General features: G+C 69.2%; 15 protein-coding genes. 7 read left to right on the top strand and 8 right to left on the bottom strand.

Translation table 11 applies throughout. The features are described from left to right. Positions 1 to 175: 175 nt before the first annotated feature. The 4 genes from ugpC to AB0C15_RS00210 are packed head-to-tail and all read right to left on the bottom strand — an operon-like array spanning position 176 to position 4,511. Positions 176 to 1,384, bottom strand: a complete 1,209-nt coding sequence (gene ugpC, locus AB0C15_RS00225) for a sn-glycerol-3-phosphate ABC transporter ATP-binding protein UgpC (RefSeq protein WP_357347048.1) — start codon at positions 1,382 to 1,384, stop codon at positions 176 to 178. 10 nt (positions 1,385 to 1,394) lie between these two features. Then, positions 1,395 to 2,231, bottom strand: a complete 837-nt coding sequence (locus tag AB0C15_RS00220; protein ID WP_357347046.1) for a carbohydrate ABC transporter permease — start codon at positions 2,229 to 2,231, stop codon at positions 1,395 to 1,397. 1 nt (position 2,232) lies between these two features. Next, entirely contained in the window at positions 2,233 to 3,228 is a 996-nt protein-coding gene (locus tag AB0C15_RS00215) for a sugar ABC transporter permease (RefSeq protein ID WP_357347044.1), read from the bottom strand. Next, positions 3,225 to 4,511 (bottom strand): ABC transporter substrate-binding protein, encoded by a 1,287-nt coding sequence (locus AB0C15_RS00210; protein ID WP_357347042.1) that lies wholly within the window; start codon positions 4,509 to 4,511, stop codon positions 3,225 to 3,227. Before AB0C15_RS00210 ends, AB0C15_RS00215 begins: the two co-directional genes overlap by 4 nt. Positions 4,512 to 4,842: 331 nt before the next feature. On the opposite strand from AB0C15_RS00210, the gene AB0C15_RS00205 reads away from it, so the two are divergent. Then, complete coding sequence (locus AB0C15_RS00205; protein WP_357347040.1) at positions 4,843 to 5,736, top strand: DUF1963 domain-containing protein; 894 nt, start codon at positions 4,843 to 4,845, stop codon at positions 5,734 to 5,736. Between the two features lie 46 nt (positions 5,737 to 5,782). Here AB0C15_RS00205 and AB0C15_RS00200 read toward each other — a convergent pair whose 3' ends face one another. Then, positions 5,783 to 6,037, bottom strand: a complete 255-nt coding sequence (locus tag AB0C15_RS00200; protein WP_357347039.1) for a flavin reductase — start codon at positions 6,035 to 6,037, stop codon at positions 5,783 to 5,785. 264 nt (positions 6,038 to 6,301) lie between these two features. Between AB0C15_RS00200 and AB0C15_RS00195 the strand changes: the two genes are divergently transcribed. From AB0C15_RS00195 to AB0C15_RS00175, 5 genes are all read left to right on the top strand, one after another. After that, complete coding sequence (locus tag AB0C15_RS00195; RefSeq protein WP_357347037.1) at positions 6,302 to 7,102, top strand: helix-turn-helix transcriptional regulator; 801 nt, start codon at positions 6,302 to 6,304, stop codon at positions 7,100 to 7,102. Continuing rightward, the gene (locus AB0C15_RS00190) at positions 7,096 to 7,278 is read left to right on the top strand and encodes a DUF397 domain-containing protein (RefSeq protein WP_357347872.1); all 183 of its coding nucleotides are present in this window, start codon (positions 7,096 to 7,098) and stop codon (positions 7,276 to 7,278) included. Before AB0C15_RS00195 ends, AB0C15_RS00190 begins: the two co-directional genes overlap by 7 nt. A gap of 297 nt (positions 7,279 to 7,575) precedes the next feature. After that, the gene (locus AB0C15_RS00185; RefSeq protein WP_357347035.1) at positions 7,576 to 8,277 is read left to right on the top strand and encodes a VOC family protein; all 702 of its coding nucleotides are present in this window, start codon (positions 7,576 to 7,578) and stop codon (positions 8,275 to 8,277) included. Between the two features lie 186 nt (positions 8,278 to 8,463). After that, positions 8,464 to 8,895, top strand: a complete 432-nt coding sequence (locus AB0C15_RS00180; protein WP_357347033.1) for a hypothetical protein — start codon at positions 8,464 to 8,466, stop codon at positions 8,893 to 8,895. A 47-nt stretch (positions 8,896 to 8,942) separates the two neighbouring features. After that, positions 8,943 to 9,218: a hypothetical protein gene (locus AB0C15_RS00175; RefSeq protein ID WP_357347031.1), complete on the top strand. Its 276-nt coding sequence runs from the start codon at positions 8,943 to 8,945 to the stop codon at positions 9,216 to 9,218. A gap of 12 nt (positions 9,219 to 9,230) precedes the next feature. Here AB0C15_RS00175 and AB0C15_RS00170 read toward each other — a convergent pair whose 3' ends face one another. Both AB0C15_RS00170 and AB0C15_RS00165 read right to left on the bottom strand, forming a co-directional pair. Then, positions 9,231 to 10,016: a L,D-transpeptidase family protein gene (locus AB0C15_RS00170; protein WP_357347029.1), complete on the bottom strand. Its 786-nt coding sequence runs from the start codon at positions 10,014 to 10,016 to the stop codon at positions 9,231 to 9,233. Positions 10,017 to 10,426: 410 nt separating this feature from the next. Beyond that, on the bottom strand, positions 10,427 to 11,137 hold the full coding sequence (locus AB0C15_RS00165; RefSeq protein WP_357347027.1) for an HAD family hydrolase: 711 nt from the start codon (positions 11,135 to 11,137) through the stop codon (positions 10,427 to 10,429). 174 nt (positions 11,138 to 11,311) lie between these two features. Between AB0C15_RS00165 and AB0C15_RS00160 the strand changes: the two genes are divergently transcribed. Beyond that, positions 11,312 to 11,956 (top strand): hypothetical protein, encoded by a 645-nt coding sequence (locus tag AB0C15_RS00160; RefSeq protein WP_357347025.1) that lies wholly within the window; start codon positions 11,312 to 11,314, stop codon positions 11,954 to 11,956. A gap of 18 nt (positions 11,957 to 11,974) precedes the next feature. Here AB0C15_RS00160 and AB0C15_RS00155 read toward each other — a convergent pair whose 3' ends face one another. Beyond that, positions 11,975 to 12,553, bottom strand: a complete 579-nt coding sequence (locus tag AB0C15_RS00155) for a TetR/AcrR family transcriptional regulator (protein ID WP_357347023.1) — start codon at positions 12,551 to 12,553, stop codon at positions 11,975 to 11,977. Positions 12,554 to 12,714 lie beyond the last annotated feature (161 nt).

The following is a 12,714-nucleotide window of genomic DNA, read 5'->3' as shown; positions in this document are numbered from 1 at the left end:
CCTCGCGCCTCCCTCCCGAGCGCCGATCTTGCACTTCCTGTGGCGACAAAAGGCGTATCCCGCCCCTATCGACAACCGAAACTGCAAGATCGGCGCGGTTCTAGACGTAAACCCTGCCCCGCGCGGCCCGGGACCTCAACCCAGCCCCGCGCGGTCGTCAAGTCCAGCTCGGGCGTCAGTCGGCGAGGGCACCCGCTGAGCGGCCCTCGTGCAGGGTCAGGTTGCGGCCGGTGCCCGGGTCGAACAGGTGGATCTTCTCCAGGTTGAACCAGACCCTTCGGCTCTGCCCCTCGGCGACCGGGGACTCGGCGGACAACCGGGTGACCAGGTGGCCGCCGGCACCGGCGAAGTCGGCGCCGCCCGCGTCGGCGGCCAACTCCTCCAACTCGGCGGCGCTGGCCTTCTCACCCTCGACGGTGAAGTAGACGTACTTGTCCGAGCCCATCGACTCGACGATGTCCACCGGTGCCTCGAACTCCAGGCCCCGGCGGCGGGTGTCGTCGTCGACCAGTTCGGCGTCCTCGAAGTGCTCGGGCCGGATGCCGAGGATCAGCTCGCGCGGCGCGTCGGCCGCCTCCAGCTCCCGGCGGACCCGGTCGCCGAGCGGCACCGTGCCCAGGGCGGTGTGCAGCTCGCCGTCCTGCACGGCGGCGTGCAGGAAGTTCATCGACGGTGAGCCGATGAAGCCGGCCACGAAGAGGTTGCGCGGGTGGTCGTACAGCTCCTGTGGTGGCCCGACCTGCTGCACCGCGCCCCCGCGCATGATCACCACGCGGTCGCCGAGGGTCATCGCCTCGGTCTGGTCGTGGGTGACGTAGACGGTGGTGGTGCCGAGCTGCTTCTGCAGGCGGGACACCACGGTACGCATCTGCACCCGCAGCTTGGCGTCGAGGTTGGACAGCGGCTCGTCCATCAGGAACGCCTTCGGTTGACGGACGATCGCCCGGCCCATCGCCACCCGCTGACGCTGGCCACCGGAGAGGTTCGCCGGCTTGCGGTCCAGCAGCGAGGTCAGCTCCAGCACCTTCGCCGCCTCGTCGACCTTGCGGTTGATGGTCTCCTTGTCGAGCTTCGCCAGCCGCAGCGGGAACGCCATGTTCTCCCGCACGGTCATGTTCGGGTACAGCGCGTACGACTGGAACACCATGGCGATGTCCCGGTCCCGGGGGGCTTTGTCGTTGACCCGCTGCCCGGCGATGCGCAGCTCACCGGAGCTGATGTCCTCCAGTCCGGCGATCATGTTGAGGGTGGTGGACTTGCCGCAGCCGGAGGGCCCGACCAGGATCACGAACTCGCCGTCGGCGATCTCCAGGTCGACGTCCTGCACGGCGACGGTCCCGTCCGGGAAGCTCTTGCTCACCTTGTCCAGCACGATGTCAGCCATGACTACCCACCTATCCCTTGACCGCGCCGGAGGTCAGACCGGACACGATGCGACGCTGGAAGAAGAGGACGAACAGAATGATCGGTACGGTGATCACCACGGCGGCGGCGCAGATCGCCCCGGTGGGGTCTTCGAACTGGGACGCGCCGGTGAAGAACGACAGCGCGGCGGGCACCGTGCGGGATCGCTCGGTCGAGGTCAGTGAGATGGCGAACAGGAAGTCGTTCCAGCAGAAGATGAAGACCAGGATCGCCGTGGTGAACAGCCCGGGCGCGGCCAGTGGCGCGATCACCCGCCGGAATGCCTGACCCTGGGTGGCGCCGTCCATCTTCGCGGCCTTCTCCAGATCCCACGGGATCTGCTTGAAGAACGCCGACAGCGTGTAGATCGCCAGCGGCAGCGCGAACGTGATGTACGGCAGGATCAGCCCCGGCCAGGTGTCGAAGATCTTGAGCTGGCGCTCGATCTCGAACAGCGGCGAGACCAGTGACACCTGCGGGAACATCGCGATCAGCAGGGACACGCCGACGAGTGCCTTCTTGCCGGGGAAGTCCAGCCGACTGATCGCGTACGCGGCCATCGCACCGAGCACCACCGCGATCAGCGTGGCGATCAGCGCGATGCCGATCGAGTTGATCAGCGCGCGCACGAACTGGTCGGTGTCGAAGATGGTCCGGTAGTTGTCGAGCGTCCACTCCCGGGGGATGAAGTTGCCGTCGGTGAGGGTGGCCGGCGTCTTGAACGACAGCGACGCGATCCACAGCACCGGGACCAGCGCGAAGACGACCACGAGGACGTCGAGCAGACCCCAGCGCAGCTTTGCCCTGGTCGTGGTTTCGACAGCCATGTCAGCGCCTCTCCCCGTCGTCGCTGCCCGGGGCAGCGGTGCCGAACAGCTTCACGAAGACGAAGGCGATGATCGCCACGGTGATGAAGATCAGCACCGACATCGTCGAGCCGATGCCGAGGTTGAGACCCCGGATCAGGTTGTTGTAGGCGAGCATCGACACCGACGAGGTCTCGTTGCCCCCGGCGGTCAGCACGAAGATGTTGTCGAAGACCCGGAACGCGTCCAGGGTGCGGAACAGCAACGCGACCAGGATCGCCGGCTTCATCACCGGCAGCATCACCTTGGTGAACTTCTGCCAGGCGGTCGCGCCGTCGGTGGAGGCCGCCTTGAGCAGGTCCTCGGGCACCAGCGCCAGCCCGGCCATCAGCAGCAGCGCCATGAACGGGGTGGTCTTCCAGATCTCCGCCAGCATGATGATCGCCAGCGAGCTGGCCCGCTCGGTGAGGGGCGCGCCGTCGCTGAACAGGTCGGCGAGGTAGCCGGTGCCGGGCGTCCAGGCGTACCGCCAGGAGAACGCCGCGACCACGGTGACGATCCCGTACGGGATCAGCGCCGAGGTCCGAACCAGACCGCGGCCGACCAGGGTGCGGTGCATGATGATCGCCAGGCCCATGCCGAGCACCAACTCGACGGCCACGGTGACCACCGTGATCAGCGCGGTCACCCCGAACGCCGTCCACCAGAACTCGTTGGTGAGCACGGTGACGTAGTTCTCCAGCCCGATGAACTCACGCTGGTCGGGGAAGCGCAGGTCGTAGCGCTGCAACGACAGCCAGACCGAATAGATGATCGGGTACGCGGTCACCGCGACCATGACCAGCGCGGCCGGCGCGCAGAGCAGCAGACCGAGCCGGCGTTCGGCTTTCTTGTTCTCGCTCAATGGGGGCTTGCGACGGCCGCCACGCTGGGTGGGCACGGTGGGGCGCTGGCCGGTGGTTTCGGTGGTCTCGTCGGCGGCGACATCGGCGCCGGCCGGCGTGGCGTTGATGCTCATGGCAGGACCCCCTTCGACTGGAGGGCGTCGGCGATGGCGTCACGCAGCTCGTCGGCGGTCTGCTGCGGACGGATCCCGGACGGCGGCGACAGGATCGCCGACATCACGGTCGAGATGCTCTGGTAGGCGGGGGTCAGCGGACGCGTCGCCGGCTCCTTCAGCTCTTCCAGGATGGTGTCCTTCATCGGGTACGCCTCGGTCATCTCCGGGTCGTCGAAGACGGCCTCGATGGTGGGTGGCACACCGTCGTTGATGGCGGAGAACTTCTGGTGCTCGGCGCTGCGGATGCACCGGGCCGCCTCGAAGGACTGCTCCGGGTGCTTGGAGTAGGAGCTGACCGCCAGGTTGACCCCGCCGATGGTGACCTTGCTGGGCGTACCTTCGTCGATGCCCGGGATCCGGGCCCAGCCGACCTGCTTGGCCAGCTCCGGGTTCGCCTCCTGCAGGGCCGGGTAGACGAACGGCCAGTTCACCTGGAACGCGCCCGAGCCGGACTGGAACTCCAACCGGACCGGGTCCTCGGTGGCGTTGCTGAACGACGGCGAGGTCACACCGGACGTGGCGAACTTCTTCAGCTGCTCCAGCGCCCGGACCGTACCGTCGTCCATCACGGCCTTCTTGCCGTCGTCGCTGAGGATCTTCCCACCGGCGCTCTCGGCGAGGGTGTTGTAGAGGACGACCAGGCCCTCGTACTGGGCGCCCATGGTGAGCACCTGGTACGGCTTGCCCTGGTCCTTGAGCTGCTGCGCCGCGCTGATCATCTGATCCCAGGTGGTCGGCGGCTGCGGCACCAGGTCCTTGCGGTACCAGAGCAGTTGGACGTTTGTGTTCTTCGGCGCCGCGTACAGTTTGTCCTCGTAGCGGGCGGTGTCGAGCGGCCCGGCGAGGGTGCCCTGCTCGACCTCGGCCTTGTCCTGGCCGGTCCACTCGCGGATCCAGTCGGCGCTTGCGAACTCCTGGGTCCAGGTGACGTCCAGCCCGAGCAGGTCCATGCCGCTGTCCTCGGCGGCCAGTCGGCGCACCATCTGCACCCGCTGGTCGTCGGCCTGCCGGGGCAGCACCCGGTAGGCGATCTCGTACCGTCCCTGGGCCTGCGCGTTGCAGTCGTCGACGACCTTCTGCAGGTTCTGCTCGGGCGGGTAGTACAGGTTGATCGTCGGCGGGCCGCCAGCGTCGTCCGCGCCGCACGCGGCAAGCGGTGCGACGAGCGCCAGTGCGGCGGCCGCCGCTCCCAGCCGTGCTACCGGCCGGCGTCGGTGTCGAGCCGTTTCGGGGTCCGTCATCGCCCTCCCCCTCTCCTCGGCGAAAGACCGGGGAGGGGCATCCGTGCCCCGGCGCACGGCGAAACATTCCGAGCCGGTGAGCTGCGGAAACGCTCCGGTCCGGATGCTCTGTGCGGCTACACTGCCCCACCCGTGAAGTCGCGAAACCTGGCTGTCACAACGGAACTGCACGCGGTGACCTGCCGACGCGCCCTGGCGTGCGACCCCCGCTCGCCCCGGACGCCCCGGACGGCCGCGCTCGGCTACGGCCTCCTGATGGCGGCCTACCCGGCGCTCGTCGGCATGACAGCCCCCGGTCGCTGGGCTGGTCCTCGTGACACCATGTTGCGCTATGGATCATCAGGGGCAGCTTCGTCGTGCAGCGCTCGCATCGGGCATCCCGGACGACGAGGTCAGCCGGTTCATCCAGCACCTCCGTCTGTCGATCCGGTTGAGCGGCGGATCCAGCGGCGGTCCGGTCGGACAGTTCGGTGGGTTGCCTCGGCTGCCGGTGGGCATCGACTGGCCGTCCGACGGGATCGGTCCGTTGCCGTTCATCTTCTCGGTCGACTGCGCGGCGCTGCCACGAGTCGACGGCTTCGGCCTGCCGGCAGACGGCACGCTGGTGTTCTTCCTGAACCACAGGCAGGCCGCTGCCACCGGGGAGCAGAGGTACGGACGAGTGGTCTATGTGCCGGTCGGCACCGACACCGAGGTGGCGGCAGGACCCGCCGACCATGCGTCCGTCGACAAGCAGTACGACGTCGTCGCCACGCTGCGCGCGGAGTTCCCCGATTGGCTCGACGAGGACGACGAGGACGACGAGGAGCACGAGGACGAGGACGACCTGTCGTCCTTCCAGCAGCAGTTGGCCCGTGACCTCAAGCGCGACCTGCCGCACCTGGACGAACTCCGTACCCTGGCCAAGGGCCTCTGGCCGTCTGACAACGGGTACGCCAGCGCTTGTATCGGCGGGTATGTCGACCATGAGGTGATCAAGAGTTTCGCGGAGCAGACCCTCGCGTGGCGCGAGAAGACCGGCGAGATGGTCATCCCGGTCGCCAAGTGGTATTCCCATGTGGAGGCGGAGACGCACCGGCTGACAAGTGAGTGGGTGTCGCTCGCCCGCTTCCCGGTGGAGAACGAGCACTACTACCGGAGCGACGGGAGCTTCGTGATCCGTCACGACGACCTGGTCGCCGGCCGGCTGGACAAGGCGCTTTCCGCGGCTGAGTTGATCCCGTAGAACACCTGCGGCGCCGGCGCAGCCACCCAGCCGACTGCGGAGAGCGTCAGCCGCGGGCCCTCGCCCAGGAGAGGAAGCGCTCGGTCATCCGGGCCGGTGGATGGTCCGGGTGGAGTTGGGTGAGCTGGTTCGTCGCCTCGTGCATCAGGGTGCCGAGGTAGATCAGCAGCGCGGTCCTGCTGGTCCGGTACTCCGTCAGCAGGGCGAGCTTTGCCGGCTGGCAGGGCCATTCCCGGCCGCAGTTGCGGCACCGCCACAGCGGGCGCATGGCGACGTGCGGGACGGGCGGCCGGACCACCATCACCACCACCGCGCCAAAGGGCTCAACACATCGTCCTCCTGAAGGTGGGTGAAGGGGCCGCTCCCGCAAGGGGGGAACGGGAGCGACCCCGGGTGCAGAGCCTGCCGCCGCCATTGCGGCCACCGGCGGACCCGCCACTGGTGACAGTCTGGTGATGACACCACTACCGTCGATACGTGCTCGCGTCATCCGTGCAGCTCAGCGGTCGAGGTGAGCACCCATGAAGGACACACCGGGCGAGACTGAGCGAAGGTTGGGGAATCGATGGGCAGCGTCACCGACTACGTGCTTGAGGAACTGCGCCTGTTCCGAACGGGCCTGGGGCTCAGTCAGGACGACTTCGGCAGGAGCATCGGCTATTCGGGGTCGCACGTCAGCTCGGTGGAGACCGGCGGGCGACCGCCCACGAAGGAGTACATGAGGGCGGTCGACACCCACCACCAGACCGACGGGCGCTTCCTCCGCATGCTCGACGGGTTGGCCCGGCTCGACGCCGAGCCGGCCTGGCTGCGCGAGTGGATCGAGTTCGAGCGGGAGGCGACCACGTTGCGCTGGTTCGAGTTGGCGTACGTGCCGGGCCTGCTCCAGACCGAGCGGTACGCCCGCGCGACGCTGGCCGGCGGCCGGTTCGACGCCGAGGACGTGGACCGGATCGTCGCCTCACGGCTGGAACGGCAGACGATCCTGCACCGCCCACGCCCGCCGCAGCTCATCGCCGTGCTGGACGAGGCGGTGCTGCGCCGGCCGGTGCTCGACCAGCCGGGCCTCATGGTCGAGCAGTGCGAGCACCTGGCCCAGTTGGCGGTGGCGGAGCATATCCAGGTGCACGTCGTCCCGGTCGATGCTGGAATGTATCTGGGGCTGGCCGGTCAGTTCATCATCGCCGAGATGCCGGACGGCGAGCGGGTGGCCCACGCCGACAACCAGCTCACCGCGCAGTTCGTCGATGCGCCAACCGATGTCGCTAAGCTGGCGAAGACGTGGGAGATCGTGCGGAACGAGGCGCTCCCCCGCCGGCAGTCAACCGAGCTGATCAAGGAAGTGGCGAAGTCATGGGCATGCTGACCCCCCAGTGGCGCAAGTCGACCCGGTCCGGCGGCAACGGCGGCTCCTGCGTCGAGGTCGCCGACAACCTGCCGAGCGTGGTGCTGGTGCGCGACACCAAGGACCGCGACGGCGGCACCCTGCACATCGCCCCCACGGCCTGGAAAACCTTCATCGAGTACGCCAAGCAGCACTGACCCGGAAAGACCCACCCCCGAGGCGTGCCCCGCCCCGCCCCGCCCCCGCCAACCGCGTCGATCTTGCAGTTTCGGTCGCCAAAAAGCGTGGAATGCCACCTATGCCGGGACAGTAAGTGCAAGATCGCGGGCAGGGCAGGGCAGGCCAAGGCCCGGTCGATCATGGAGTTGTGGTGCCCGTTTCGGTGTCCCGCGAGGACTTTGTCACCCAGCACAACTCCTTGATCGACGAGGCGTCGGGCGGGGCTGGCTCCGCAACGCGCGCGGGCAACCCTCGGGACCAGGCATGCTGGCACCATGATCGCGCGCTTCAAGGACCTCTGTCTGGACGCCAACGACCCGCTCGCCCTCGGCGCCTTCTGGGCCCGGATGCTCGACGGTGACGTGGCCGACGCCGGTGACGACGACACCCGGGTGGACCCCCGCTCGGCGCGCTCCAAAGCCGAGTCGATCTGGGTGAACAAGGTGCCGGAGCCTCGGGTCGGGCGTACCCGCGTACACCTGGATCTGCGGTTGCCCGGCGCGGACCCGGCGCCGCTGCTCGCGGACGGCGCCCGGCTGGTCCGCGAGCCGAACGACGACGGCCGGTGGGTGCTTGCCGACCCCGAGGGCAACGAGTTCTGCGCGCTCGCGGCCGACGCCGACAGCCGTCCGGGTCCGTTCCAGTTGGTGGTGGCCGCGCTCGACCCGCCCGCCCAGGCGACGTGGTGGGCCGGCGTGCTCGGCGGCACCGCCGAGCACGGGTCGATCGACGCGTCGGTGGAAGGCGCGGCCGGTCTCCCGTGGCAGCACTGGGTGTTCGACGGGGTGACCGAGCCCAAGACGGTCAAGAACCGCATGCACTGGGACGTCGAGCTGGCCGACCCGGAGCCGATGGCGCTGATCACGGCGGGCGCGACGCTGCTGCGCGAACCGCTCGACGAGGCGCACTGGTGGTGGGTGCTTGCCGACCCCGAGGGCAACGAGTTCTGCGCCTTCGCACCACGCCCCACCGGGTGAACGACCGACTACCGAGCGACGGCATCGTCGGCTAGCGTTTCCGTAGCGCCGTAGCTGGCGCGTTCGCCGCCGCCGTCGACACGCCTCCGGCCGACCCCACGCCTGCCCGAACGGTTGGTAATCGCGGGAACGTCCCACCGCCGCTCCCCCGGTTGGGCAGGATCGTCCCAACGAGGAGGTGCCGACGTGCAGGACACCCGCGCTCTCGCCCTGACGTTCGAGGTGAGCGGCCTGCCACCGGTCAAGACCGAAGCGTTGTCCATCTTCGCCGCCGGGCACCGGCAGGCGACGAGGGTCCGCACCCTGCTCCAGGCCGCTCTCATCGCGGCCCAGCGCACCGGCTGGACGCCGTTGCCCGGGCCGATCGAGGTCGACCTGGTGCTGCGCTGCCCGCCCGGGCACCGTACGTCCGACGCCAGCACCCTGCTCGGCGGCATCTGCGCCGTGTTGCAGGACAAGAAGAGGGTGTCGAGCATCGGCCTCACCCATCTCGGCGTCCTGGTGGACGTCGCTCTCTACGACGACGACCGGCAGATCCGCCGGCTGTCGTACCACGAGGAGCCGGCCGAGGACTTCTCGTACCAGGTGCGGGTCGCCGCCGTACCGACAGGGGTTTGACCGACGTCCGCGGTGGGGTATCGCGGACGCCGACGAAGGGAGCACCGATGTCGGAGCCACATGTCACGCTCGACCCCCGCGGGCTCGACGCTGTGCAGCAGAAGCTGCGCGGCCCGTTGGAGGAACAGCTGACCTCGGCGCTTCAGGCGGCCACCGACCGGGTCCGCGCCGGCTACGCCGGCGAACCGGTCGAGCAGGTCTGCCAGCGGCTGTTGGAGGAGACCCGCTCCGGGTTGCACCCCGACATCGCCGCCGGGTTCAACCCGGACATGGACGAGTTCTGCCGGGTGGCGGTGGCGATCGTCCGGCGCGAGGCCGGCTGAGCCGAGGCGACCTCAGTATCGACTGAGCTGGGCGTACGGGCTGAGCACGATCCTCGGTGACAGCGCCGGGTCCAGCCAGTTGAGCACGTCGACCAGGTGATCGTGGGCGAGGGAGACACAGCCGGCGGTGGCGTTGCCGGCGCTGGTGCTGAACTGGTGCAGGAAGATCCCGCTGCCCGCGTTCGGCACCGGCTTCGACACGTTCGGCGGCATGTTGTAGGTGATCACCGCGAAGTGCGTGTAAGCGGGGACCTCCTTCCACAGCGCCTCGCTCGCCCCGCCCGGGTTGGTCGCGCTGTGCTGGAAGGTGTTGTAGCGCGACGACGACGGGTTCTCGTTCCACCAGTCACCGCTGACCAACCGGTGGTAGGGGAACCGCACGCCCGGGTCGGCGGCGATGCCGTACATGGTGGGGCCGATCGAGTAGACCCCGGTCGGCGTCGTCGGCACCCCCTCCACGTGGTTGTCGCTGAAGCCCTTCGAGCCGATCCGGGCGGGCAACTTCGCCGCGGCCGGCTGCCAGCCGTTGCGCACCCGCACGTACGCCTCAAGCGTCGCGTACGTGGTGGTGTAGCTGGCGGCGCCGACGATGATCACCTGCTTCGTCTCCGCCGGCAGCGTCCGCAGTTCACTCGCCCGGTTGTGCAGCGGCAGCGCCAACCGGGAACCGGGCACCGGGGCCGTGCCCCAGGCCGGCCGCAGCGGCCCGCTCGCACCGAGCGCGGGCGCGGCCGGGGTGAGCACGGCCGGGGCGGCCAGACCTGCCGCCGCACCGAGCAGGAGAGATCTGCGCTTCATGCCGCCATCCTGACAGTCGAACCGGCGCGCGGTCTGCCCCGCACGGCACGGTGGGAACAATTCGCGGGCCGGGCCAGGACCGGGTCCGCAACTACCCGGCCCTGACCCTCGGCCGTCCGACAGGGGAGCGGACAGCTCCGGGCACCCCGCGGCGCGGGCCTGCACGATGCCAGGCGCCGTCACGGGGTGAGCGGCCGCTCCGCACTCAGCTCCACGGTGCTCACCCGCCGAACGCCGACGCGCCCCCGACACACCCCGAAGGGCCGTGAGCGCCGGCCCAGGTTAGGCGGCTCCGACCGGCCGGACAAGCCACGTCGGGCGGCAGACGGCAGGACTGATCCCACGGTGAAAATCGGGCAGGTCGGCGTAACGCGACCATGATCGCGGACGCTGTTTGCTTTCGTTACGGCTCAGAAGTGCGCCAGCAGGTCACGGAACGCGGCGAGCCGCAGCACCCCGTCGTCGGTCGGGTCCAACTCGTCGTCCTCGAGCACCCACGTGTTCGCGTTCGGGATGAACACCGCGTTCAACCCGGCCGCCCGCGCCGGCAGGATGTCGGACTTCGGGGAGTTGCCGATCATCCACGCGCCGGCCGGCGCGAAGCCGTGCTGCCGGGTGAGCCACCGGTACGTGTCGACGTTCTTCTCGGCGACGATGTGCGCGGCCCCGAAGTGGTGCAGCAGGCCGCAGGCGTCCAGCTTGCGCTGCTGCTCCTCCTGGTCGCCCTTGGTGAGCAGCAGCAGTTCGTGCCGTTCGGCCAGTTCGTCGAGGGCGTCGGCCACCCCGGGCATCAGCTCCACCTGGTGCTCGACGAGGGCCACCGCCAACCTGTCGATCTCCTGCCGTTCGGAGTCGGTGGCCGGCCGCTCGCGCAGCCGTTCCAGGCACTCCGCCAGGCTCCGCAGGAAGACCTTGCTGCCGTACCCGTGCGCCACCGCGTTGGCCCGCTCGATGTCGTCCAGGACGGCCCGCAGCTCGACCCGGTCCAGGGTGGGGTGGTCCAGCCAGCCGAGGAAGTCGTCGATCACCCGCTCGAAGACGACGTTGTTCTCCCACAACGTGTCGTCCGCATCGAAGATCAACACCTGTGCCTGCCGCCGCGCCGCCACGTCGACCGTCATGCCGTCCCCTCCCCGTGCCACCGCCTCATAGGCCGACAGACAGGATAGGTGGAAGATCCATTTGAGATCTTCCGGATTTTCGTGAACCGTTCCAGCGCGGCCGCCGTCATGCGCAGGCGACACCCATGATGATTCCCGCCCGGCAGGTTCGGGACGGCTCTCGAGGAGTACGGCATGGTTAACATGAAGTGGATCACCGGCGCGGCCTTACTGGTCTGCACCAGCGCGCTTGCGGGATGCCAGGGTGCTGCCGACAAGGCGCCGGGCACCTCGGCGGGCACGCCGACGCCGACGGGCGCCGTGACGAGTGCGCCGACGCCGACGGCAGCGGCTCCCGCAACCTCGGCAGCGGCGGCGACCGACCCACTGCTGTCCGGCAAACGCGAAATCACGATCACCCGGGTGCAGGGTTCGGGGGAGGCGCTGGAGATGGGCGGGCGGATCGAGGAGGGCGGCGACACCGGCGGTCGCACCCTGTTCGTGCCCACCCCGATCGGCAATGACCAATACGTGATCAGGGCCTTCGGTGTGAAGGACGGCCACCCCGCCAACGACGACCCCTCGTGCTGGCAGGTGAACGGCCTGGACATCGAGCCCGAGCTGACCATCACCTCCGCCGTCTGCGACCAGGACGACCCCATCCAGCGGTTCACCATCATCCCCAAGGGCAACGGCACGTACGCGATCGGCAGCGAGACCCGGTTCCTCCAGCACCTCCCCGGCAACGGCCTCATCCTCAAGGAGTTGGGCAACGCCAAGCTGAACACCACGTTCCGCTTCACCGACAAGGGCCCGGCCGACCGCGAGCCCCTCAACTGAGGGTGGGCGGTGCCGTGGTCACGGCCACCGCAGCAGCCGTTGCGCGATCAACGCCTCACGGTCGTCCTGTCCCTCGGGTCGGAGCCGGCCACCACGGGTCAGCATCACCACGCCGTGCAACAGGCTCCAACCCACCTCGGCGAGGGTGTCCGGGTCCCGCCCCTCGGCCAGCGGCGTCAGCGCCGCCCGCAGCTCGGCGAAGACCGCCCGCGGCGCGGCCGGCACGCCATCCACGCCGAGGGCCAGGTCGGGGGTCAGCGCGAGCATCGCGTCATAGACCTCCGGATTCGTGTACGCGAAGTCGAGGTACGCGCTCGCGACCGCCGGCCAGACCCCCTCGGGGCCGCCGACGCTCTCCGCGTGCGCCTCGGCGAGATCGGCGGCCAGGTCGGCGAAGGCACACACCGCCACGGCGGCGATCAGCGCCTCCAGGTCAGGGAAGTGCCGATAGATGTCGCCCATGTCGATCTCGGTGCGTTCGGCGAGCCGGCGGGTGGTCAGACCCGCCCAACCCTCCGTCTCGGCCAACTCTCGCGCGACCGTGACGATCAGGTCACGCCGGTCCTGTTCAGTGGCCTTCTCGGCAGGTCCGGGCACGTCCACGAGCGTAAGGGCGCACACCTGCCGTACCCGCCAGGTGACAGATTGGTGACTGATGTCGGTGGGCGCGCCGCCCTCCGCACGTGCCCCACCGCCCCCTGCCTCGTTAGGCGAGCGGATCACCGCGACGGGAGGGCACGTGGTCGTTCGGCGGCGGC

It is taken from the genome of Micromonospora sp. NPDC048835 (assembly GCF_040649995.1).
Lineage (GTDB): Bacteria > Actinomycetota > Actinomycetes > Mycobacteriales > Micromonosporaceae > Micromonospora.
Note: the sequence above shows the minus strand (reverse complement) of the source record. Positions and strands in the feature narration are given on the sequence as shown.

Coding starts and splice junctions, on each gene's coding strand:
- AB0C15_RS00175 (WP_357347031.1), top strand. CDS start 8,943: ATGTCGGAGCCACATGTCACGCTCGACCCCCGCGGGCTCGACGCTGTG.
- AB0C15_RS00210 (WP_357347042.1), bottom strand. CDS start 4,511: ATGACGGACCCCGAAACGGCTCGACACCGACGCCGGCCGGTAGCACGG.
- AB0C15_RS00215 (WP_357347044.1), bottom strand. CDS start 3,228: ATGAGCATCAACGCCACGCCGGCCGGCGCCGATGTCGCCGCCGACGAG.
- ugpC (WP_357347048.1), bottom strand. CDS start 1,384: ATGGCTGACATCGTGCTGGACAAGGTGAGCAAGAGCTTCCCGGACGGG.
- AB0C15_RS00200 (WP_357347039.1), bottom strand. CDS start 6,037: ATGGTGGTCCGGCCGCCCGTCCCGCACGTCGCCATGCGCCCGCTGTGG.
- AB0C15_RS00165 (WP_357347027.1), bottom strand. CDS start 11,137: ATGACGGTCGACGTGGCGGCGCGGCGGCAGGCACAGGTGTTGATCTTC.
- AB0C15_RS00185 (WP_357347035.1), top strand. CDS start 7,576: ATGATCGCGCGCTTCAAGGACCTCTGTCTGGACGCCAACGACCCGCTC.
- AB0C15_RS00220 (WP_357347046.1), bottom strand. CDS start 2,231: ATGGCTGTCGAAACCACGACCAGGGCAAAGCTGCGCTGGGGTCTGCTC.
- AB0C15_RS00170 (WP_357347029.1), bottom strand. CDS start 10,016: ATGAAGCGCAGATCTCTCCTGCTCGGTGCGGCGGCAGGTCTGGCCGCC.
- AB0C15_RS00160 (WP_357347025.1), top strand. CDS start 11,312: ATGGTTAACATGAAGTGGATCACCGGCGCGGCCTTACTGGTCTGCACC.
- AB0C15_RS00195 (WP_357347037.1), top strand. CDS start 6,302: ATGGGCAGCGTCACCGACTACGTGCTTGAGGAACTGCGCCTGTTCCGA.
- AB0C15_RS00190 (WP_357347872.1), top strand. CDS start 7,096: ATGCTGACCCCCCAGTGGCGCAAGTCGACCCGGTCCGGCGGCAACGGC.
- AB0C15_RS00205 (WP_357347040.1), top strand. CDS start 4,843: ATGGATCATCAGGGGCAGCTTCGTCGTGCAGCGCTCGCATCGGGCATC.